Annotated in this window: 23 protein-coding genes; 20 read left to right on the top strand and 3 right to left on the bottom strand. The window is 67.7% G+C overall.

What is annotated here, in order from left to right; translation table 11 throughout:
• The first annotated feature begins 20 nt into the window (after positions 1–20).
• From FFS49_RS41975 to FFS49_RS14525, 4 genes are all read left to right on the top strand, one after another.
• Positions 21–161: a cytochrome oxidase small assembly protein gene (locus FFS49_RS41975; protein WP_027789063.1), complete on the top strand. Its 141-nt coding sequence runs from the start codon at positions 21–23 to the stop codon at positions 159–161.
• Between the two features lie 35 nt (positions 162–196).
• Complete coding sequence (locus FFS49_RS14535) at positions 197–805, top strand: cytochrome c oxidase assembly protein (protein ID WP_039346202.1); 609 nt, start codon at positions 197–199, stop codon at positions 803–805.
• Positions 806–821: 16 nt separating this feature from the next.
• Positions 822–1,022 (top strand): DUF2970 domain-containing protein, encoded by a 201-nt coding sequence (locus tag FFS49_RS14530; protein WP_046544361.1) that lies wholly within the window; start codon positions 822–824, stop codon positions 1,020–1,022.
• Between the two features lie 141 nt (positions 1,023–1,163).
• On the top strand, positions 1,164–2,021 hold the full coding sequence (locus FFS49_RS14525; protein ID WP_039346195.1) for a cytochrome c oxidase subunit 3: 858 nt from the start codon (positions 1,164–1,166) through the stop codon (positions 2,019–2,021).
• A 171-nt stretch (positions 2,022–2,192) separates the two neighbouring features.
• On the opposite strand, the gene FFS49_RS14520 is transcribed toward FFS49_RS14525, so the two are convergent.
• Positions 2,193–2,402 carry a twin transmembrane helix small protein gene (locus FFS49_RS14520; RefSeq protein ID WP_011353273.1) on the bottom strand — a complete coding sequence of 70 codons (210 nt, stop codon included), beginning with the start codon at positions 2,400–2,402 and terminating at the stop codon, positions 2,193–2,195.
• An 84-nt stretch (positions 2,403–2,486) separates the two neighbouring features.
• Here FFS49_RS14520 and FFS49_RS14515 point away from each other — a divergent pair, with 84 nt between their 5' ends.
• The 5 genes from FFS49_RS14515 to FFS49_RS14495 are packed head-to-tail and all read left to right on the top strand — an operon-like array spanning position 2,487 to position 6,565.
• Positions 2,487–3,197 carry an SURF1 family protein gene (locus FFS49_RS14515; RefSeq protein WP_039346516.1) on the top strand — a complete coding sequence of 237 codons (711 nt, stop codon included), beginning with the start codon at positions 2,487–2,489 and terminating at the stop codon, positions 3,195–3,197.
• A gap of 60 nt (positions 3,198–3,257) precedes the next feature.
• Positions 3,258–3,881, top strand: coding sequence for a cytochrome c oxidase subunit I (locus FFS49_RS14510; protein WP_039346194.1), 624 nt, complete (start codon positions 3,258–3,260; stop codon positions 3,879–3,881).
• A 24-nt stretch (positions 3,882–3,905) separates the two neighbouring features.
• Entirely contained in the window at positions 3,906–5,018 is a 1,113-nt protein-coding gene (locus FFS49_RS14505; RefSeq protein ID WP_039346192.1) for a COX15/CtaA family protein, read from the top strand.
• An 8-nt stretch (positions 5,019–5,026) separates the two neighbouring features.
• Positions 5,027–5,929, top strand: a complete 903-nt coding sequence (gene cyoE / locus FFS49_RS14500) for a heme o synthase (protein ID WP_006477738.1) — start codon at positions 5,027–5,029, stop codon at positions 5,927–5,929.
• Between the two features lie 18 nt (positions 5,930–5,947).
• A complete protein-coding gene (locus tag FFS49_RS14495; protein ID WP_071335121.1) occupies positions 5,948–6,565 on the top strand; it encodes an SCO family protein in 618 nt (205 codons plus the stop codon).
• 151 nt (positions 6,566–6,716) lie between these two features.
• Here the strand turns inward: FFS49_RS14495 and FFS49_RS14490 are convergent, their stop codons facing one another.
• Positions 6,717–7,007 (bottom strand): YciI family protein, encoded by a 291-nt coding sequence (locus FFS49_RS14490; RefSeq protein WP_039346187.1) that lies wholly within the window; start codon positions 7,005–7,007, stop codon positions 6,717–6,719.
• Between the two features lie 240 nt (positions 7,008–7,247).
• Between FFS49_RS14490 and FFS49_RS14485 the strand changes: the two genes are divergently transcribed.
• Entirely contained in the window at positions 7,248–8,852 is a 1,605-nt protein-coding gene (locus tag FFS49_RS14485) for a methyl-accepting chemotaxis protein (RefSeq protein ID WP_105816782.1), read from the top strand.
• A 204-nt stretch (positions 8,853–9,056) separates the two neighbouring features.
• Positions 9,057–9,872: a MetQ/NlpA family ABC transporter substrate-binding protein gene (locus tag FFS49_RS14480; protein ID WP_039346185.1), complete on the top strand. Its 816-nt coding sequence runs from the start codon at positions 9,057–9,059 to the stop codon at positions 9,870–9,872.
• A gap of 113 nt (positions 9,873–9,985) precedes the next feature.
• Here the strand turns inward: FFS49_RS14480 and FFS49_RS14475 are convergent, their stop codons facing one another.
• The gene (locus FFS49_RS14475; RefSeq protein ID WP_039346509.1) at positions 9,986–10,294 is read right to left on the bottom strand and encodes a VF_A0006 family four-cysteine protein; all 309 of its coding nucleotides are present in this window, start codon (positions 10,292–10,294) and stop codon (positions 9,986–9,988) included.
• 334 nt (positions 10,295–10,628) lie between these two features.
• Between FFS49_RS14475 and FFS49_RS14470 the strand changes: the two genes are divergently transcribed.
• From FFS49_RS14470 to FFS49_RS14430, 9 genes are all read left to right on the top strand, one after another.
• Entirely contained in the window at positions 10,629–11,594 is a 966-nt protein-coding gene (locus FFS49_RS14470; protein ID WP_039346183.1) for an ABC transporter substrate-binding protein, read from the top strand.
• A 139-nt stretch (positions 11,595–11,733) separates the two neighbouring features.
• A complete protein-coding gene (locus tag FFS49_RS14465; RefSeq protein WP_039346181.1) occupies positions 11,734–12,630 on the top strand; it encodes an ABC transporter permease in 897 nt (298 codons plus the stop codon).
• 1 nt (position 12,631) lies between these two features.
• Positions 12,632–13,426, top strand: coding sequence for an ABC transporter ATP-binding protein (locus FFS49_RS14460; protein ID WP_039346172.1), 795 nt, complete (start codon positions 12,632–12,634; stop codon positions 13,424–13,426).
• A 240-nt stretch (positions 13,427–13,666) separates the two neighbouring features.
• A complete protein-coding gene (gene imuA, locus FFS49_RS14455) occupies positions 13,667–14,374 on the top strand; it encodes a translesion DNA synthesis-associated protein ImuA (RefSeq protein ID WP_046196287.1) in 708 nt (235 codons plus the stop codon).
• Positions 14,307–15,803: a DNA polymerase Y family protein gene (locus FFS49_RS14450; protein ID WP_105816771.1), complete on the top strand. Its 1,497-nt coding sequence runs from the start codon at positions 14,307–14,309 to the stop codon at positions 15,801–15,803. Before imuA ends, FFS49_RS14450 begins: the two co-directional genes overlap by 68 nt.
• A 6-nt stretch (positions 15,804–15,809) precedes the next feature.
• Complete coding sequence (locus FFS49_RS14445; RefSeq protein WP_105816772.1) at positions 15,810–19,016, top strand: error-prone DNA polymerase; 3,207 nt, start codon at positions 15,810–15,812, stop codon at positions 19,014–19,016.
• A gap of 325 nt (positions 19,017–19,341) precedes the next feature.
• The gene (locus FFS49_RS14440; RefSeq protein ID WP_039346124.1) at positions 19,342–20,076 is read left to right on the top strand and encodes a GntR family transcriptional regulator; all 735 of its coding nucleotides are present in this window, start codon (positions 19,342–19,344) and stop codon (positions 20,074–20,076) included.
• A 98-nt stretch (positions 20,077–20,174) separates the two neighbouring features.
• Entirely contained in the window at positions 20,175–21,278 is a 1,104-nt protein-coding gene (gene nagA, locus FFS49_RS14435; protein ID WP_039346122.1) for an N-acetylglucosamine-6-phosphate deacetylase, read from the top strand.
• A complete protein-coding gene (locus FFS49_RS14430; protein WP_105816773.1) occupies positions 21,271–22,278 on the top strand; it encodes an SIS domain-containing protein in 1,008 nt (335 codons plus the stop codon). Before nagA ends, FFS49_RS14430 begins: the two co-directional genes overlap by 8 nt.
• Positions 22,279–22,281 lie beyond the last annotated feature (3 nt).

The raw sequence follows: 22,281 nt of genomic DNA, 5'->3' as shown, positions 1-22,281 counted from the left end.
GCGCCGAACCGAAGTGTCAGATGAACCGGAATCCACAACAAAGACGAACGCCCGAGCAGATCCGCGCGGGCAACAAGCGGCTCGGCCTCATCCTGCTCGTCATCGCCGCCGTTTTTTTTGTGGGTGTCGTGATCAAGCAGTGGTGGCTGTCCACTCACTGATGCAGCAACAGACGCAGTAGCGAGGAAGTTGTCGTATGTCGAAGCCGGAAGAGGGCGCCGTCGATCGCGCGTTCAATCGTTCGATGCTGGTGAAGCTCTTCGTCGTGGCCGGGCTGATGTTCGGTTTCGGCTTTGCGCTGATCCCGATGTATCGGGCGATCTGCCAGATCACCGGCATCAACAACCTGGTGCAGCGCGATGTCAGCGAGCGCGAGGTGAAGAATTCGCAGGTCGATACCAGCCGTACGGTGTCGATCGAGTTCGATGCGAACGCGCGCGGCCCGCTCGGTTTCAAGCCGGAGCACAACAGCCTCGACGTGCATCCGGGCGAGCTGACGACGATCGTGTACGACGTGACGAACGGGCAGGGCCGGCCGGTCGTCGCCCAGGCGATTCCGAGCTACGCGCCGAAGCAGGCGACGGAGTTCTTCAAGAAGATCGAGTGCTTTTGCTTTACGCAGCAGACGCTGGCCGCGAACGAGTCGCGCAAGATGCCGGTGGTGTTCGTGATCGATCCGAAACTGCCGAAGGACGTGAAGACGATCACGCTGTCGTACACGTTCTTCGAGCTGAATACGCCGGCCACGCCGGCGCCGGCGCCGGGCAAGACCGCGGCGCAGGGCGCGGCGAAGCCGGATGCATGACGACGGAGGCGGGGCGATGACGGGGGACAAGCGGGGCGGGTCGTTCGGCCAGGCATTGAAAGCGGTGCTGTGGTCGTTCTTCGGGGTGCGCAAGCGGCGCGACCTGGAGGCCGACGCGACGCAGCTCAATCCGCTGCACGTGCTGATCGTCGCGTTGTTGGCAGCCGGTGTGTTCATCGGCGTGCTGATCCTGATCGTGCGTGCCGTCGTGGGCTGAAGCCCGCGGCCACGAAAGAAGAATGCAGTGCGCGGCGCCACGGCGGCGCGTGCAGGAAGGAGCGGCGGTGGTCACGCCGCGCAAGAAATAAAGCCGGAGCGGTTTCCGGTACACAAATTGGACAGAAGTGGAGAATCAAGCATGAGCGGTCAAAACCAGACCCCGTACTATTTCGTGCCGCATCCGTCGCAGCATCCGATCAGCGCGGCCATCGGCCTGCTGGTCATGCTCGGATCGACAGCGCTGTGGATCAACGGTCACGACTGGGCGCCGTTTACGGCGCTGCTCGGCCTGCTGTGGTTGCTCTTCACGCTGTATCACTGGTTCGGCGACGCGATCGCCGAATCGGAAGGCGGTCATTACGGCAAGAACGTCGACAAGTCGTACCGCTGGAGCATGAGCTGGTTCATCTTCTCGGAAGTCATGTTCTTCGGCGCGTTCTTCGGCGCGCTGTTCTATGCGCGTGAAATCGCGCTGCACCAGCTCGGCAGCCTCGACTACAAGCTGATCTGGCCGGACTTCTCCGCCGTGTGGCCGAACGAAGGCCCCGCCGCGCTCGCCGGTCACTTCAAGACGATGGGCCCGTGGCCGATCCCGACGCTGAACACCGCGTTCCTGCTGTCGTCGGGCGTCACGCTGACGATCTCGCACCACGCGCTGCGTGACGATCATCGCAAGAAGGCGATCGCGTGGCTCGCCGCGACGCTCGTGTTCGGTATCTGCTTCCTGTTCCTGCAGGGCTTCGAGTACTACCACGCGTACAACGAACTGAACCTGACGCTGAACTCGGGCGTGTACGGTTCGACGTTCTTCCTGCTGACCGGCTTCCACGGCTTCCACGTGTTCCTCGGCGGCACGATGCTCGCAGTGGTGCTGGTGCGGATGATCCGCGGCCACTTCAAGCCCGATCACCACTTCGCATTCGAAGGCGCCGCGTGGTACTGGCACTTCGTCGACGTCGTCTGGCTCGGCCTGTACGTCGTCGTCTACTGGCTGTAAATGGAACAACGGCCCGCGCAGCAATGCGCGGGCCGTTTTCATTGGGTCGGCCGGGCAGCGTGACTGCCGGCCTTCACCCTCCGGGCGCCGCCGCGACTCAGTCAGGCGGCGCTTTTGCTTGGTGCGGCGGCCATGTGGCGAAATGTCACAGCGGCCGCGGCGGCAAATCGGTCAACGCCCGATCGGCAGGCCGGTCGAATGGATCCAGCCCATCCAGTTCGCGATCAGGATGAGCAGGAACAGCGACACCGACAGCCCGACGCGGGTGGCGAGCGACCAGACCATGCGTTTCGTATGGCCGCGGTCGTGCATCATGAAGTAGAGCGCCGAGCCCATGCTGGCAATGATGAGGACGAAGGCGATGGGAACGAGTATGTGCATGACACGAACCGGACGACGGCAATTCGAAAGGAAGAGGATAATTATCGCACCTCGCTTGTCAGCATGTGCCGGGCGGGCCGCATGATGAAGATCCGCTGGCTGCCCGCGCTGCTGATCCTCGTCGTCGTCGCGGTCACGATCCGTCTCGGTTTCTGGCAGCGCGAGCGCGCGCACCAGAAGGAAGCGCTGCAGGCGAGCATCGAGCGCTACGAGCAGGCGGCGCCCGTCGACGTCGGCGCGCAGCCGATGCCGCTCGCGTCGATCGAGTTTCATCGCGTGCGTGCGAAGGGCCGTTTCGTGCCCGAGCAAGCCGTGTTTCTCGACAATCGGCCGTATAACGACCAGCCGGGTTTTTACGTCGTGATGCCGTTTAAACTCACGGGCGGCGGCGTCGTGCTCGTGAACCGCGGTTGGCTGCCGCGCAATATTTCCGATCGCACGGCGATCGAGCCGTTCGCGACGCCCGCGGGCGACGTCGAGATCGTGGGCATCGCGCGTGCTGACGCGTCGCGCGCGTTCGAGCTCGGCGAAGGCGGGTCGGCCGCGCACCAGAAGATCCGGCAGAACCTGGACGTCGCCGCATATGCGAAGGAAACGGGGCTGCCGCTGCAGCCGTTCGTGATCCAGCAGACGAGCGACGACGGCGACAAGCTCGTGCGCGACTGGCCGGCGGCGACGACCGGCGTCGAGCGCAATTACGGTTACATGTTTCAGTGGTGGGCGATGGCGGCGGCCGCGCTCGGCTTCGGCCTGTACGCCGCGCGGCGTGCGGCGAAGAAGTCGGCCGGCGCGTGAGTGCCATGCCAGGACGCGGCGCCGGCGCCGCGGGTTCGTTTCGAGAGGTCTGATTTGTCCATGCAATCTTCCCGTCAGGGTCCGGCCGCTGCGCCGTCGCCTGCGGCCCGCAAGCGCGGCCGCTGGATGCTCGTGCTGCTGGGTCTCGTGTGCGCCGCGCCGATGATCGCGTCGTACTTCACCTATTACGTGATCAAGCCGAAGGGCGGCTCGACCAACTACGGCACGCTGATCGAGCCGCAGCGCCCGATCCCCGCGGATCTGCAGGTAACCGACGAAACCGGCAAGACCGTGCCGCTGTCGTCGCTGCGCGGCGTGTGGCTGTTCGTGATGACCGACAGCAGCGCGTGCGACGAAGCCTGCGTGAAGAAGCTCTATTTCATGCGCCAGATCCGCGTCACGCAGGCAGGCGAGCGGCACCGGCTCACGATGGTGTGGCTGCGCAGCGATGCGGGCGCGACGCCGCAGAAGGTGCTGGACGCGTACCCGGACACGCGCCGTCTCGTCGCCGATCCGGCCGCGGTGGCCGCGTGGCTGCCGGCCGACGCGGGCACGAAGGACAGCGACCACATCTACATGGTCGACCCGAACGGCAACCTGATGATGCGCTTCCCGAAGGATCCGAACCCCAGCAAGATCAAGTCGGACGTGACGAAGCTGCTGAAGTGGTCGAGCATCGGCTAAGGCAAGACGAGAGGCATTGAACCGATGGCGTATCTACTGCAACTCGGCCTGATCGGCTTCTGCATCGCGCTGCTGCCGCTGTCGTACGTGTGGGTGAAGGCCGACGACAACAAGTTTCGCAAGCTGGTGTGGATCACCACCTTCCTGACGCTCGACCTGGTGATGTTCGGCGGCTTCACGCGGCTGACCGATTCGGGGCTCGGCTGCCCGGACTGGCCCGGCTGCTACGGCACGTCGTCGCCGTTCATCGCGCACGCCGCGATCACGGCCGCGCACCAGGCGATGCCGACGGGCCCCGTCAGCATGTCGAAGGCGTGGATCGAGATGATCCACCGCTATTTCGCGATGGCGATCGGCGTGCTGATCATCGCGCAGGTCGTGATCGCGTGGTCCGCGCGGCTGCGCCGCCGCCCGCTGCACGTGTCGCCGTGGTGGCCGACGAGCCTGCTGCTGCTGATCCTCGTGCAGGGCGCGTTCGGCGCGTGGACGGTCACGATGAAGCTGCAGCCGGTGATCGTCACGATTCACCTGCTGCTCGGCCTCACGCTGCTCGGCACGCTCGGCTGGCTCGCGGCACGGCAGACGCCGCTGCCGTCGCATGATCCCGAAGCCGGCCGCTATCGCGCGGCCGCGCTCGCGGCGCTCGTGCTGCTCGTCGTGCAGATCGCGCTCGGCGGCTGGGTGAGCACCAACTACGCGGTGCTCGCGTGTACCGACTTCCCGACCTGCAACGGCCAGTGGATCCCGCCGATGGACTTCCAGCACGGCTTCCACCTGTGGCGCGCGCTCGGGATGACGAAGGACGGCGAAGCGATCACGCAGGACGCGCTGGTCGCGATCCACTGGACGCACCGCACGTTCGCGTTCGTCGTGGTCGCATACCTGGTCGCGTTTGCGCTGAAGATGCGCCGTTTCGAATCGCTGCGGCGGCCCGCGAACGGCGTGCTGCTGGTCGTCCTGCTGCAGTTCGTGACGGGCCTGACCAACATCGTGCTGCAGTGGCCGCTGCCCGTCGCCGTTGCGCACAACGGCGGGGCCGCGATCCTGCTGCTGCTCGTCGTCATGTTAAACTTTCGCATCCTTTCAAGCCGCCCCGGCCGTGTCGCGCAGCCTGCGCGCGACGCCGCCCCGGCGTGACCGCCCCCATGCAAAGCACCCTCTCCCAATCGCCCGGTAGCCGGTTTTCGCAGTACATGGCATTGACGAAGCCGCGTGTCACGCAGCTCGCGGTGTTCTGCGCGGTGATCGGCATGTTCCTCGCGACGCCGGGCATGGTGCCGTGGCACGTGCTGATCGGCGGTACGGTCGGCATCTGGCTGCTGGCCGGCGCCGCGTTCGCGATCAACTGCCTCGTCGAACAGAAAATCGACGCGATGATGCGCCGCACCGCGTGGCGCCCGTCCGCACGCGGCGAGATCACGACCCCGCAGATCCTGCTGTTCTCGGCCGTGCTCGGCAGTGTCGGCGCATGGACGCTCTATACGTTCACGAACCCGCTGACGATGTGGCTGACGATCGCCACCTTCGTCGGCTACGCGGTGATCTACACGCTGCTGCTCAAGCCGATGACGCCGCAGAACATCGTGATCGGCGGTGCGTCGGGCGCGATGCCGCCGGCGCTCGGCTGGGCCGCGGTCACCGGCGCGGTGCCGGGCGACGCGTGGATCCTCGTGCTGATCATCTTCGTGTGGACGCCGCCGCATTTCTGGGTGCTCGCGCTCTATCGCCGCAAGGACTACGAGAACGCGGGGCTGCCGATGCTGCCCGTCACGCACGGCGAGAAGTTCACGCGGCTGCACATCCTGCTGTACACGGTGATCCTGTTCGCGGTCACGCTGATGCCGTTCATCTCCGGGATGAGCGGGGCCGTCTACCTGACGAGCGCGGTGCTGCTCGGCGCGGTGTTCCTCGCGTATGCGTGGAAGATCCATCGCGACTACTCGGACGAACTCGCCCGCAAGGCCTTCCGCTACTCGATCGTCTACCTGTCGCTGCTGTTCGCCGCGCTGCTCGTCGATCACTATGCACGCCCGCTGCTCGGCGTGTAACCGCACGGTTTGAACGCAATGCTCCAATCACGGTTCGGGCGCCGCGCGCGCCAAGGCTGGATGCTCGCATGCGCATTCACGGCAGCGCTGCTGCTCGCCGGATGCGACAACGCGCCGAAATTCCAGAATCTCGACATCACCGGCAACACGCAGTTCGGCAGCGACTTCTCGCTGCCCGATACGGCCGGCAAGGTGCGCACGCTCGCCGACTTCAAGGGTCGTGCCGTCGTGATGTTCTTCGGCTATACGCATTGCCCGGACGTCTGCCCGACGACGATGGCCGAGTTGTCCGAAGCGCTGAAGCAGCTCGGGCCCGATGCCGCGAAGCGCGTGCAGGTGCTGTTCGTCACCGTCGACCCGGAGCGTGACACGCCCGCGCTGCTCGGCCAGTACGTGCCCGCGTTCGATCCGTCGTTCATCGGCCTGCGGCCGGCCGACGAAGCCGCGCTGAAGAAGGTCACGAAGGATTTCCGCGTGTACTACGCGAAGGTGCCCGGCAAGACGCCCGGCAGCTACACGATGGATCACACGGCCGCGAGCTACGTGTTCGACCGCGACGGCAAGCTGCGCCTGTTCGTGCGCGACGGCCAGGGCCCCGGCCCGTGGGTCCACGACCTGAAGCTGCTGGTCGAGTGACCGGCAGCCGCCGGGCGCCCGGCCCGGCGATCACGTGACGGCCGCTTCGCGCCGTCACGCTTTCCCTCTCTCTTCGTTGTTTGCATGCGCCGCCCGTCGGGCGGCGTAGCGGCCTGCGCGCGCATCGCGCGGAGGTCGCGCAGGCGTTGCGTTACGGCAGTGCGGGCACGTTGAAGCCGGATGCCGCACGCGTGATCCGGAATTCCGTCACGCGATACGTGGCGAGCCCCTCGGTGACGAACGGATCGGTCTTCAGGATCGCATCCAACTCGTCGCGATCGATGCGGGCCGCGAGGATCACGCCGCCCTCGCGCGGTACCTTCGGCCCCGCTGCGATGAAGATGCCCTTGTCGAACTGCGGCTGCAGGAATGCGCGATGGCGTTCGAGTGCGTCGTCGATGCGCTCGAGCGATGCGGTGTAGTGAATGTCGATGACGTACATGGGGCCCCCGGAATGACACCGGCGCTTCGTGTGCCGGCCAGCCGGTCTTTTTAGCACAGCGGACGCGGACTGTCGCGCCGGCGGTCGCGGTGCGGTGCGGGCGGCATGTCGATCGCCGGTTTGCGGCGCCGGCCCGTATTCAAGTTGTAAGCCTCGGTGCCGTAAATGACTGGGCAAGCGTTTGCGCGCGGCAGGCCGTTCGCGCGCAGCGTGCGCATCGACATCGACAAAGGCACGCAGATGAGCAGAATGAGTTTGAACCGCAAGCTGTGGCTCGCGCTTGCGCTGGTATGGATCGGTCTGCTGGGCGTCGGCGCATGGAGCGCGTACGAGACGCGCGCGACGATGCTCGCCGAACGCAAGGCAGGCATCGCGAATCTCGTCGATTCGGCGGCCGGCATCGTGAAGGCGTATCACGCGCTCGCGCAGAACGGCGCGCTGCCCGAGGCCGACGCGAAGCGCGACGCGCTCGCGAGCCTCGCCGCGATGCGCTACGGCGATGCGGGCTACGTGTTCGTAATGGACTCGAAGCCGGTCGTGCTGATGCATCCGACGCTGCCGAAGCTGGTCGGCACCCAGGTCGGCGACTATCTCGACCCGGACGGCAAGCCGCTGTTCGTCACGATCCTGAACGCCGCGAAAGAAACCGGCAGCGGCTTCGCCGAGTACCGCGGGCGTCTGCCGCACAGCGAGACCGCCGTACCGAAGATCAGCTACGTCACGCGCTTTGCGCCGTGGGACTGGAACATCTCGAGCGGCGTCTTCCTGAAGGACATTGACACCATTTACTACCGGACGCTGCTCGGCCACCTCGCGGTCGTGCTCGTGATCGGCTTCGTGATCAGCGCGGCGATGCTGGTGATCATCCGCAACGTGCGCAGCAGCCTCGGCGGCGAGCCCGACGAAGCGGCCGCGCTCGCCGCGCGCATCGCGCAGGGCGACCTGACGCAGCCGGTGCCGGTGCGTGCGGGCGACCGCACGAGCATGATGGCCGCAATGCACGACATGCAGGCACGGCTGCAGGCGACGATCGGCGGGATTCGCCAGTCGGCCGGTTCGATCGCGTCGGCGAGCCGCCAGATCTCGGCCGGCAACGACGACCTGTCGCAGCGCACCGAGGAGCAGGCCGCATCGCTGGAAGAAACCGCCGCGAGCATGGAGCAGCTGACTGCGACCGTGAAGCAGAACGCCGACAACGCGCGGCAGGCGAGCGGGCTCGCGAACAGCGCATCGGAGATCGCGCGCACGGGGAGCGACGTCGTGAACCGCGTGATCGGCACGATGGGCGAGATCGACGACAGCTCGCGCAAGATCGCCGACATCATCGGCGTGATCGAAGGGATCGCGTTCCAGACCAACATCCTCGCGCTGAATGCGGCGGTCGAAGCCGCGCGCGCGGGCGAACAGGGCCGCGGCTTCGCGGTGGTCGCGGGCGAAGTGCGCTCGCTCGCACAGCGCAGCGCGACGGCGTCGAAGGAGATCCGCGAGCTGATCGTCGACTCGGTCGAGCGCGTGCGCAACGGGTCGGCGCTGGTCGGCCAGGCCGGCACGACGATGGGCGAGATCCTGCAGGCCGTCGCTCGCGTGACCGACATCATGGGCGAGATCGCGGCCGCGTCCGAGGAGCAGGCGAGCGGCATCACGCAGGTCGGGCGCGCGGTTACGCAGATGGATCAGGTGACGCAGCAGAACGCGGCGCTCGTCGAGGAGGCCGCCGCGGCCGCCGCGTCGCTGCAGGAACAGGCAGCGCGGCTGCGCGATGCGGTCGGCGCGTTCCGGGTGGGCGGCCAGGTGGGCGAGCCGGCGTTCGAGACGAAGGCGGCCGCCCGGGCAGCGGTGGCGTGACGCGCTCGGGCCGATGCGCGGCTCGCATGAACGCAACTAACGGCCAAGTCGCGCAGCCCCCGCCAGCACCGCTGCGGTGCATACCCATATGAGCGGGATGTATTTCACTTCCCGCTGTTCCTGTGACACCATTTGCCCCTTCCTGCGAGTCGGGGCATACCCGTATCGCGCCCCATTTCAGTCAAGCAAGAAAGCGAGAAACAGATGAAGCGTCGCAGTCTCCTGAAGGTATTTTCCGTGCTGGCCACCGGCGCCGCGCTGACGTTGTCGGCCGGTGCGCACGCCGAAGACAAGGTGATCAAGGTGGGCACGGTCGCCGGCCCGGATGCGGAAGTGTGGCAGCTCGTGCAGAAGGTCGCGAAGGAGAAGGAAGGCCTGAACGTGAAGGTCATCGAGTTCAACGACTACGTGCAGCCGAACGCGGCGCTCGACTCGGGCGACCTCGATGCAAACAGCTTCCAGCACCAGCCCTACCTCGACAGCCAGGTGAAGCAGCGCGGCTACAAGCTGGTCACGGCAGGCCTGACCTACATCTCGCCGATCGGCGTGTACTCGAAGAAGTTCAAGTCGCTGAAGGACCTGCCGCAGGGCGCGAAGCTCGCGGTGCCGAACGATCCGTCGAACGAAAACCGCGCGCTGCTGCTGCTTCAGACGCAAGGCGTGATCAAGCTGAAGGCCGGCGCGGGCACGGGCGGCAACAACGCGACGGTGCTCGACATCGCCGAGAACCCGAAGAAGCTGAAGATCTCCGAACTCGACGCCGCGCAACTGCCGCGCGTGCTGTCGGACGTCGACGCGGCCGTGATCAACACGAACTACGCGCTCGCCGCCAACCTGCAGCCGACCAAGGACGCGATCGCGCTCGAATCGCTGACGAGCCCGTATGCAAACGTGATCGCCGTGCGCGCGAAGGACAAGGATCAGCCGTGGGTGAAGAAGCTGGTCAAGGCGTACCAGTCGCCGGAAGTACGCGAATTCATCAAGAAGCAGTTCAAGGGCTCGATGGTCGCGTCGTTCTGAACGCCGCACACCGGTCGGACCGTTGAACGCAAGGGGCCTGCATCGCGCAGGCCCTTTTTCATTGGCGCGGCCGATCGGCGACGGCCGCGCGGTGTGGCGCGTTCAACGCCGCGTCACATCTCGCCGCGCCGTGAGCAGATCGACATGATCTGCTGGATCGCATAGTTGTCGCGCACGCCCGGCAGCGACTGCACGACACACTCGTGAAAACGCCGCTCGCGCGGCAGCAGCATCGCGTTGTTGCGATACAGCGCGTCGCACGAGCGCTGGATCAGTTGCGCCGCCGCACCGTTGCGGCTTTCGCGCAGCGCATTGAGCATGCAGTCGTCGTATTGCGCACTGCCGTCGGTCAGCGCGAACGCCGCGCCCGGCAACGCCAGCGCGACGGCCGCGAATGCGATGGCTCTGACTCCCCGTTTCATGTGCCCTCCGATGGCGTGGATGGGGTCGGTCGACAGCATAACGTAAAGCCGCGAGCGCGGCTGACGCGTTGCGCCGAGGCCGACGGAAACCGCCGCCGGCCGGGCTTCGCGCGCGTTCGCGGGCTTCGGCGGGCGCGGCGATCCGGGGCATGCCGCGAAAGCGCGGAGTCAGGCGGTGGTCTGCGGAAATGGTATCCTCGTGCGTTCGCCGCTGCGCGCTTTCCCGGAGCGTGCGCGGGCCGTTCGCCAGCGCGTCGTACGCATGGCGGCGCCCGCCCGACGGCGGCGGAAATCCATCATCCAGAACCGACACAAATACGGGGGAGACACACCCATGAAGCGTTTCAAGACTTTCGCGATCCGTTCGATCACGGCCGGCGTGGCCGCACTCGCGTTGGCCGGCGCCGCGCATGCACAAACCGTCAAGGTGCTGTCGATCGTCGACCATCCGGCGCTCGACGCGATCCGCGACGGCGTGCGTGCCGAACTGAAGGCGGAAGGCTACGGCGACGACAAGCTCAAGTGGGAATACCAGAGCGCGCAGGGCAACACGGGCACGGCCGCGCAGATCGCGCGCAAGTTCGTCGGCGACCAGCCCGACGTGATCGTCGCGATCGCGACGCCGGCCGCGCAGGCGGTGGTTGCATCGACGAAGAGCGTGCCGGTCGTCTATTCGGGCGTGACCGATCCGGTCGCCGCGCAGCTCGTGAAGGGCTGGGGCCCGTCGGGCACCAACGTGACGGGCGTATCCGACAAGCTGCCGCTCGATCGCCAGGTCGCGCTGATCAAGCGCGTCGTGCCGAAGGCGAAGACGGTCGGGATGGTCTACAACCCGGGCGAGGCGAACTCGGTCGTCGTCGTGAAGGCGCTCGCGGAGATCCTCGCGAAGCAGGGCATGACGCTGAAGGAAGCGGCCGCGCCGCGCACCGTCGACATCGGCCCGGCCGCGAAAAGCCTGATCGGCAAGGTCGACGTGATCTACACGAACACCGACAACAACGTCGTATCCGCGTACGAAGCGCTCGTGAAGGTCGCGAACGAAGCGAAGATCCCGCTCGTCGCCGGCGACACCGACAGCGTGAAGCGTGGCGGCATCGCGGCGCTCGGCATCAACTACGGCGACCTCGGCCGCCAGACGGGCAAGGTCGTCGCGCGCATCCTGAAGGGCGAGAAGCCGGGCGCGATCGCGTCGGAGACGAGCAGCAACCTCGAACTGTTCGCGAACACGGGCGCGGCCGCGAAGCAGGGCGTGACGCTGTCGCCGGATCTGCTCAAGGACGCGAAGACGGTCATCAAGTAAGCCGCGGCCCGACCGCCGCGCTTGCGGGCCCGATCCGGGCCTGAACGACACCGCCGGACGGGCGGCTCCCACCCGGGGCCGCCCGTTCGCTTCGCCCGGCCGTACACGTGAGGCCGGGAAGCAACAGGATTTCCCCATCATGTCTCTGTTCTCGTTTCTGGGCGCACTGGAGATCGGCCTGATCTTCAGCCTCGTCGCCCTCGGGGTGCTGATTTCATTCCGCATCCTCAACTTCCCCGACCTCACCGTCGACGGCAGCTTTCCGCTCGGCGGCGCCGTCGCCGCGACGCTGATCTCGGCCGGCTACGACCCGTTCAGCTCGACCTGCATCGCGATCGTCGCGGGCGCGGTGGCCGGCTTCATCACCGGCTGGCTCAACGTGCGCCTGAAAATCATGGACCTGCTCGCCAGTATCCTGATGATGATCGCGCTCTATTCGGTGAACCTGCGGATCATGGGCCGGCCGAACGTGCCGCTCATCACCGAGCCGACGATCTTCACCGTGCTGCAGCCCGACTGGATGCCCGACTACGTGCTGCGCCCGGCGCTGCTCGCGATCGTCGTCGTGGTCGCGAAGCTCGGCCTCGACTGGTTCTTTTCGTCGCAGCTCGGCCTTGCGATGCGCGCGACCGGCGCGAACCCGCGGATGGCGCGTGCGCAAGGCATCGCGACCGGCCGTGCGACGCTCGCCGGGATGGCGCTGTCGAACGCGCTCGTCGCGCTCGCAGGCGCCTTGTTCGCGCAGACGCAAGGCGGTGCGGACATCTCGATGGGGATCGGCACGATCGTGATCGGGCTGGCCGCCGTGATCATCGGCGAGACGCTGCTGCCGGCGCGCCGGCTCGTGCTGACGACGCTCGCGGTCGTGCTCGGCGCGATCGTCTACCGCTTCTTCATCGCGCTCGCGCTGAACAGCGAATTCATCGGGCTGAAGGCGCAGGATCTGAACCTCGTGACGGCCGCGCTCGTCACGATCGCGCTGGTGCTGCCGGCGACGCGCAAGAAACTGTTCGCGCGCAAGAACGGAGGGGCCTGACATGCTGTCCGCACAAGACCTGAAACTCACGTTCAATCCCGGCACGCCGATCGAGACGCGCGCGCTGCGCGGGCTGTCGCTCGAGATTCCCGACGGCCAGTTCGTCGCGGTGATCGGCTCGAACGGCGCCGGCAAGTCGACCTTCCTCAATGCGGTCAGCGGCGACCAGGCCGTCGATGCGGGACGCATCTCGATCGACGGCACCGACGTGACGCGCAAGGCCGCGTGGGATCGTGCGCACCTCGTTGCGCGCGTGTTCCAGGATCCGATGGCCGGCACCTGCGAGGCGCTGACGATCGAGGAGAACATGGCGCTCGCGATGGCGCGCGGTGCGCGGCGCGGCTTCCGGGCCGCGCTCGACCGGCCGTCGCGCGAGCTGTTCCGCGACAAGCTGCGGCTGCTGAACCTCGGGCTGGAAAACCGGCTGACCGACCGGATCGGGCTGCTGTCGGGCGGCCAGCGGCAGGCGGTGAGCCTGTTGATGGCGTCGCTGCGGCCGTCGCGGATCCTGCTGCTCGACGAGCACACCGCCGCGCTCGACCCGAAGACGGCCGCGTTCGTGCTGGAGCTGACCGCGCGCATCGTCGCCGAGAGCAAGCTGACGACGATGATGGTCACGCACAGCATGCGGCAGGCGCTCGACTACGGCGACCGCACGGTGATGCTGCACCAGGGGCAGGTCGTGCTCGACGTGTCGGGCGACGCGCGTCGCGGGCTCGACGTGCCGGACCTGCTGCAGATGTTCGAGAAGGTGCGCCACGAGCAGCTCGACGACGACGCGTTGCTGCTCGGCTGACGGGCGGCCGGCGGGCCGGCGCGGTGCGGGGTGTTGCATCGTGCCGGTTCGCCGGCGGGTTGGCGTGCAGGCCCGGCCGGGCGACACGATCCGGCCACGCCTGCTCCGGTGCGGCGTAACATGACGGCCGCGCCGGCTTTCCCGTCGTTTTTCCTCTGAAGAAAACCGGTTTTGCACCGGTGCTGTGCGACGCGAGCGCATTGCCATATACTGTATATCCATACAGTTGTGGGTGGCATCATGCTCGCATCCTCCATTTCTCCCGAATCTCTTCATCCGTCGCTGTGGCGCGGCTCGCAGCTCGCGCGCGGCGGTCCGCGCACGATCGAGACCGGCTTCGCGCCGCTGTCGGCCGAGCTGCCGGGCGGCGGCTGGCCGGTCGGCGGGCTCGTCGAACTGCTGGCCGCGCAGCCAGGCTGCGGCGAGATGCGGCTGCTCGCGCCCGCGCTCGCACGCACCGTCAGCGCCCGGCGGCCACTCGCGCTCGTCGCGCCGCCGCAGTCGCCGCATGCGACCGCGCTCGCCAGTCTCGGCGTGCCGTCCGACGCACTGCTGTGGCTGCGTGCCGGCAGCCACACCGATGCGTTGTGGGCTGCCGAGCAGGCACTCAAGACCGGTTGTTGCGGCGCGCTGCTGCTGTGGCAGGACGCGCGGCCCGATGCGCTGCGGCGCCTGCATCTCGCGGCCGCGCGCACGGGCGACACGCTGTTCGTGATGCTGCGCCCGCTGTCGGCCGAGCGGCAACCATCGCCGGCCGTGCTGCGCGTCGCGCTGTACCCGGTGCCGGGCGGCGTGTCGCTCGACATCGTCAAGCGGCGTGGCCCCGCCCGCAGCGAGCCGCTCGTGCTCGACCTGCCGTCGCCCATCGTGGAGAGCCGCTATGCGCGTCTTGCTCGGCATCCATCTGCCGCGCCTGCCGCTCGACGTGTGCGTCGCGCTTCCGTCTGACGGCGAGGCGGGCGAGGCTGGCGGCGCAGGCTGTGCGGTGCTCGAGCAGGGTGTCGTGCTGATCGCCGACGCGGCCGCGCGCCGGCAGGGCGTGCGCGCGGGCATGAAGCGCGGCGGCGTGCTCACGCTCGCGCCGCACACGCAACTCGTCGAACGCGATCCCGCGCGCGAGGCCGATGCGCTGCGCGCGGTCGCGCTCGCGTTGCTGCGCTTCTCGCCGTGCGTCGCGCTCGGCGACGAAGCCACGCTGCTCGTCGACGTCGGCCCGAGCCTGCGCCTGTTCGGCGGGTTGCCGTCGCTGTGCCGCCAGGTACGTGCGACGCTCGCGGCGCTCGGCTATGCGGCACGCCTGTCCGCCGCGCCGACCGGGGGCGGCGCGTGGCTGCTCGCGCGCGTGTCGGCTCGTGCGCGCATCCGGCGCCGCGTCGCGAGCCCGGCCTCGCTTGCCCGTGTGCTCGACAGGCTGCCCTGCGTGCTGCTGCCCGACGCGCGTCCGTATGCGGGCTGGTTCGACGGCCTCGGTTGCCGCACGCTCGCCGATCTGCGCGGGCTGCCGCGCGCGGGGCTGCAGCGTCGTTGCGGTCCAGCGCTGCTGGCCGCGCTCGATCGTGCGTATGGCGACGCGGTCGAGCCGCTTGCATGGATGGCGGTGCCGCCCGTGTTCGACGTGCGGCTCGAATTGCAGGAGCGCGTCGAATACGCCGAAGCCGTGTTGTTCGTTGCGCGGCGGCTCGTCGTGCAGCTGTGCGGCTGGCTGGCCGCGCGGCAACTGTCGCTGGCTGCGATGACGTTCGATCTCGAACACGAGCGCGGTTGCCAGGCCGTACCGCCGACGCCGCTCGAGCTCGCGTTCGCGTCGCCGGTGCGTGACGAGGCGCATTTCATGCGGTTGCTCGGCGAGCGGCTCGCGCGCGTCGAGCTGCCGGCCGCGGTGATCGCGGTGCGTCTGAAGGCCACGCGCGTCGAATCGGTCGCGCCGCCGGCCGACGATCTTTTCCCCGAGCCGGGCGGCACGAAGGAGACGCGTGCGCGGCTCATCGAGCTGCTGGCCGCGCGGCTGGGCACGGACAACGTATTGCGTGCGGCGCCCGTCGCTGATCACCGGCCCGAGGCCGCGAACCGCTGGCTGCCGCTCGATGCGCAAGCGGGCAAGCCGGCCGGCGGGCTGCCGGCCGTGCCGCCGCGTCCCGCGTGGTTGCTGGCCGAACCGCTGCCGCTGCTGATGCGCGGGGAGCGGCCGGTATTCCGTACGCCGCTCAGGATGATGTCGTCACCCGAGCGGATCGAAGCGGGGTGGTTCGACGGTCAGCTCGTCGCGCGCGATTACCACGTCGCGCAGGACGAAGAGGGCGCGTGCTATTGGGTGTTCAGGGAGCGGACGAGCAGCCAGGCGAATCCGCACTGGTTCCTGCACGGCCTGTTCGGGTGAACGACGATGATGGCGGATTTCAGCGGGCTGCCCGATTACGCGGAGTTGTTCTGCCGTTCGAACTTTTCGTTCCTGCATGGCGCGTCGCATGCGGAGGAACTGGCCGAGCGTGCGGTCGAGCTCGGCTATCGCGGCATCGCGATCACCGACGAATGTTCGCTCGCCGGCGCGCCGCGCATGCACATCGCTGCGAAGGCGAAAGGGCTGCCGCTCGTCATCGGTTCGTATTTCGACATCACGCCGGACGAAGTCGCGCCCGGCCAGGATCCCGGCCCTGGTGCGTTCGGGCTCGTGCTGCTCGCGCAGAATCGCGAGGGCTACGGCAATCTTTCCGAGCTGATTTCGTGGCGGCGGATGGCCTCGCCGAAGGGCACTTACACGCTGACGTCGCGAATGCTGTCGAGGCCGCCCGAAGCATTCGCACACCTGCGCGGGATGCCCGACTGCTTCGCGATTCTCGTGCCCGCGTATCCGGTGCGTGCTGATGTACTCGATGCGCAGGTCGCGTGGTTTCGCGCAACGTTCGGCGAGCGTGCGCGGCTCGGGCTCGTGCAGTTGCAGCGGGCGCTGGACGGCCCACAGCGCGAGGAGATTCGCGAGGCCGGTGAGCGGCGACGCGTGCGGATCGTCGCGCTCGGCGACGTGACGATGCACGTGCGCTCGTGCAAGCCGCTGCAGGACGTGATGACGGCGATTCGCGTCGGGATGCCCGTCTCCGAATGCGGGTACGCGCTTGCGCCGAATGCAGAGCAGCATCTGCGTACGCGCGGGCGGATCGCGAAGTTGTTTTCGGCGGACGAGATCGAGGAGACGTGCGCGATGCTCGATGCGTGCGATTTCGAGCTCGATTCGTTGCGCTATGAGTATCCCGACGAGATCGTGCCCGAGGAGCATACGCCGACGAGCTACCTGGAACAGGAAACCATGGCGGGCGCGGCCGATCGTTATCCGCAGGGTGTTCCCGAGAAGGTCGAAAAGCAGATCCGCCATGAACTCGACCTGATCGCGAAGCTGAAATACGAGCCGTTCTTCCTGACCGTCTACGACATCGTCAAATACGCGCGCAGCCAGAACATCCTGTGCCAGGGCCGCGGCTCGGCTGCGAACTCGGTCGTCTGCTATTGCCTCGGCATCACCGAGGTCGATCCCGACCAGAGCACGATGCTGTTCGAGCGCTTCATCAGCGCGGAGCGTGGTGAGCCGCCCGATATCGACGTCGACTTCGAGCACCAGCGACGCGAGGAAGTGATCCAGCATATCTACAAAAAATACGGCAAGGATCGCGCCGCGCTCGCGGCCGCCGTATCGACGTATCGCCCGCGCGGCGTGCTGCGCGAAACCGGCAAGGCGCTCGGTGTCGATCCGATGCTGGTCGATCGCGTCGCAAAGGGGCATCGCTGGTTCGACGGCAGCCGCGACCTGCTGCAGCAATTCTCGTCGACCGGGCTCGACCCGCAAACGCCGCTGATCCGCACCTGGGCCGAACTCGCCGCCCGCTTGCTCAACTTCCCGCGCCACCTGTCGCAGCACTCGGGCGGCTTCGTGATCAGCCGCGGCAAGCTCACGCGGCTCGTGCCGGTCGAGAACGCGGCAATGGACGGGCGGCGCGTGATCCAGTGGGACAAGGACGATCTCGAAGCACTCGGGTTGATGAAGGTCGACGTGCTCGCACTCGGCATGCTGTCGGCGCTGCATCGCGCATTCGACATGCGCACCGCGTGGCGCGGGCCGCCGGAGCCGGGTGGCGAGCCGTTCACGCTGAAGCACATTCCGCAGGATGATAAGGCGACCTACGACATGATCTGCCGTGCCGACACGGTCGGCGTGTTCCAGATCGAATCGCGCGCGCAGATGTCGATGCTGCCGCGCCTGCGTCCGAAGACTTACTACGATCTGGTGATCGAGGTTGCGATCGTGCGGCCGGGGCCGATCCAGGGCGGGGCCGTGCACCCCTATCTGAAACGCCGCCAGGGACTCGAAAAGGTCAGTTATCCGAAGGAGGACCTGAAGCCTGCACTTGAACGTACGTACGGCGTGCCGATCTTTCAGGAACAGGTGATGCAGATCGCGATGATCGCGGCAGGCTTCACGCCCGGCGAGGCTGATGAACTGCGCCGCGCGATGGCCGCGTGGAAGCGCAAGGGCAATCTCGAGAAATATCACAGCAAGATCGTCGACGGGATGCGCGAGCGCGACTATCCGCCCGACTTCGCCGAACAGATCTTCGAACAGATCAAGGGCTTCGGCGATTACGGTTTCCCCGAAAGCCACGCAGCAAGCTTCGCGAAACTCGCGTACGCGAGCAGCTGGCTCAAATGCCACGAACCGGCGATCTTCCTCGCCGCGCTGCTGAACAGCCAGCCGATGGGTTTCTACCCGCCGTCGCAGCTCGTGCAGGACGCGAAGCGGCACGGCGTGCGGGTGCTGCCGATCGACGTGACGCAAAGCAACTGGGAAGCATCGCTCGAAGCGCTGCCCGACCAGCCGCCTCCGCACGGCCAGCCGGCCGTGCGGCTCGGCCTGTCGCTCGTGCGCGGCCTCGGCGAAGCCGCCGCACGCCGCATCGAAGCCGCCCGCACGGCGGCCGGCCCGTTCGACAACGTCGATACCCTCGCGCGTCGCGCGCAACTCGAACGCCGCGATCTCGAAGCGCTCGCCGCCGCGAATGCGCTTGCGACGCTCGCCGGCCATCGCCGCGATGCGCTATGGCAAGCGGTTGCCGCCGCCCCCGAACGCGACCTGCTCGCGACCGCGCCGATCGACGAACCCGAGCAGCCCGCACTCGGCGCGCCGTCGGAAGCCGACGACATCCTCGCCGACTATCACACCACCGGCCTCACGCTGAACCGCCACCCCGTCGCGCTGCTGCGGCCCGAACTGCGCGCGCGGCGGCTGTCGTCCGCGGCCGAATTGCACGACCGCCCCGACGGCCGGCTCGCGCGTGCGTGCGGGCTCGTGACCGCACGGCAGATGCCGGGCACCGCGAAAGGCGTGATGTTCATGACGCTCGAGGACGAAACGGGCTGCGTGAACCTGATCGTCCGGCCCGAGCTGCTCGCGCGGCAGCGCCGCGAAACCCTTGATTCGCGGCTGCTTGCCGCGTCCGGCGTGTGGCAGGTCGCGAGCGACGTGAGGCATCTCGTCGTGCAGCACTTCGAGGATCTGACGCCGCTGCTCGGCGGCTTGCGCACGTCGAGCCGCGAATTCCACTGACGCGACCGGCGCGCGCCGCCGAACGCGCGGTGCCTCGCCAACCGTGCATACCAGTCGGCTCAATTGGTCCTATCCAGGTCTCATATTCCCGCCTAAAACCCGGACGAACCGCGTACCGGAACTGTCCCCTTGCATACCAATCCGGGTAAATCCCTATCCCGTACTTCGTTGTAAACAAAGGGTTTATGAGGACTAAAACGCTTGCCGGGCAAGGCTTACGGCGATTTCGGCATAGCTAATACCAGTTCGTTGACTGGTATTATGGTGGTTATATAATGCGTTCACTTTCGACGGTCGTGGATCGTCGTCCGACACCCGGAGGCACATGGAAACCGGCTGGTCCGAACTGGCGCCCGATCCCCTCAGCGACACGCCGCTTTATCTGCAGCTCGCCCGCAACCTGGCGAGCGCGATCCACGCCGGCGCGTGGCGGGCCGGCGAGGCGCTGCCGTCGGAGCGGCTGCTGTCGGTGTCGGTCGGCGTGTCGCGGATCACGGCCCGTCGCGCACTCGCGCTGCTGGTCGAGCAGGGGCTGATCAAGCGGGCGCGCGGGGCGGGCAGCTTCATCACGCCGCGCGTCGCCGATCCGCTGTCGCGTCTCGTCGGCTTCACAGCGAAGATGCAGCAGCGCGGCTTCGTGCCCGATTCGGTGTGGCTGTCGCGCACGCTGCGTGCCGCAAACCGCGACGAGATCACGCGGCTCGGCCTCGCGCCCGGTGCGACGGTGGCGCGGCTCGAACGGCTGCGCCGCGCGGACGGCATCGTGATGGCCGTCGAGCACTCGACGCTGCCGGCCGCGGTGGTGCCCGATCCGCAGGCGCTCGGTGCGTCGCTGTACGAATACCTCGAAGCGCGCGGCATGACCGTCGTGCGCGCGCTGCAGCACTTTCGCGCGGCGAACGCAACGCACGCGATCGCGAAATGGATGGCGGTGAAGCCGGGTTCGGCACTGCTGGTGATCACGCGGATCGGCTACGGCGCCGACCAGCGCGCGATCGAAGTGAGCGAAACGTATTGCCGCGACGATTACTACGACTTCGTCGCCGAACTGAAACGCTGACGCGCGAGACTGCCCGCGCGCGACACGCGTGAAGCAACGACACGGATTTGCAAATCACGACGCGGATGCCCGCGTCACCAGATCATCAAGAGAACGTCATGCTGACTGGAAACATCCTTACCCCCGACGGCTGGATTCACGGTTCGCTCGATAGCGAGAACGGCCGCATCACGACCCTCGACGGCAAGCCCGTCGATCCCGCGACGAACGACGCGCCCTACATCCTGCCCGGCTTCATCGACCTGCACGTGCACGGCGGTGGCGGCGCCGACGTGATGGAAGGCGGCGACGCGATCGAGACGATCGCCCGCACGCACGCGCAATTCGGCACGACGAGCCTGCTCGCGACGACGATGACCGCGCCGCGCGACGAACTGATGCAGGTCGTCGCGAACCTCGGCACCGTCGCGCGCACCCGCACGCCGGGCGGCGCCCGCGTGCTCGGCGTGCACCTCGAGGGCCCGTACATCAACCCCGGCAAGCTCGGCGCGCAACCCGACGCGGCCGTGTCGGCCGTGCTCGACGAAGTGCTGAAGTACCTGTCGATCGCACCGATTCGCGTCGTCACGCTCGCGCCGGAAATCGCCGGCCACATCGAGATCATCGGCGAGATGGCCGCGCGCGGCGTGCGCGTGCAGCTCGGCCATTCGCTCGCGACCTACGACGACGCGGTGGCCGCGCTCAAGCACGGCGCATGCGGTTTCACGCACCTGTTCAACGCGATGTCGCCGCTGCATCACCGCAACCCGGGCCTCGTGGGCGCGGCGCTTGCCCACGCCGAATACGCGGAAATCATCCCCGACCTGCTGCACGTCCACCCGGGCGCGATTCGTGCTGCGCTGCGCGCGATCCCGCGCCTGTACGTCGTGACCGACAGCACGTCCGCAACCGGCATGCCCGACGGCGAATACCGGCTCGGCAGCCAGCACGTGACGAAGTGCCTCGGCGGCGTGCGCCTCGCCGACGGCACGCTCGCCGGCAGCACGCTGACGATGGACCAGGCGCTGCGCAACCTCGTGTCGCTCGGCCTGCCGATCGCGGACGTGTCGAACCGGATGTCGCGCTACGCGGCCGACTACCTCGGCGTCGCCGATCGCGGCCGCCTCGAGCGCGGCGCATGGGCCGACCTCGCGGTGTTCGACCGCGACCTGAACCTCACCGCGACCTACGTCGAAGGAGAATCGATTGTCGAATATGCTTAAGGAAGCGCGCGAGTCCGCCCAGGTCGTCGCCGCGCAGCTCGCCGACACCACGCGCGTCGAAGCGCTCGCCGGCCAATTGCTCGACCACCCGCCGGCCGTCGCGCTGACGGTCGCACGCGGCAGCTCGGATCACGCCGCGAGCTATTTCGCGAGCCTGACGATGAGCCGCCTCGGCGTGCCGGTCGCATCGCTGCCGATGTCGGTCGCGACGCTGCAGCAGGCGCCGCTGAAGGTGCAGGACCAGCTCGCGATCGCCTTCTCCCAGTCGGGCAAGAGCCCCGATCTCGTCAATACGATGGCCGCGCTGCGCGAAGCCGGCGCGCGCACCGTCGCCGCGGTGAACGTGCTGCCGTCGCCGCTCGCCGACGCGTGCGAGCACCAGTTGCCGCTGCTTGCCGGCCCCGAACTGTCGGTCGCCGCGACGAAGAGCTATGTCGCGATGCTGTCGCTGTCCGCGCAGATCGTCGCGTACTGGCAGCGCGACGCCGCGCTGATCACCGCACTGCGCGGCCTGCCCGACGTGCTCGCGCAGGCCGGCCGGCTCGACTGGTCGCAGGCGGTGGCCGCGCTCGCGGGTGTCGAACGGATGATCGTGATCGGCCGTGGCCTGGGCCTCGCGATCGCGCAGGAAGCCGCGCTGAAGCTGAAGGAAACGTCCGGCATCCAGGCCGAGGCGTTCTCGAGCGCCGAAGTCCGTCACGGCCCGATGGAGCTGATCGACCGCGACTATCCGCTGCTCGTGTTCGCTCCGCCGGGGCCCGAGCAGGCCGGCCTGCTGCAGCTTGCCGCAGACATGCGCGCCCGCGGCGCCGCCGTGCTGCTCGCGGCGCCCGCCGGCATACCCGGCGCGACGCTGCCGCTTGCGCAGTCCGCCCATTCGGCGCTCGACCCGATCGCCGCCATTCTTTCGTTCTACGTGATGGCGGCGGATCTCGCCGTTGCGCGCGGCCGCAATCCCGACACGCCGCGCCACCTGAACAAAGTCACCGAAACGCACTGATAG

It is taken from the genome of Burkholderia sp. 4NA327C6 (assembly GCF_005502655.1).
In the GTDB taxonomy this organism is placed as follows: Bacteria; Pseudomonadota; Gammaproteobacteria; order Burkholderiales; family Burkholderiaceae; genus Burkholderia; species Burkholderia contaminans.
Note: the sequence above shows the minus strand (reverse complement) of the source record. Positions and strands in the feature narration are given on the sequence as shown.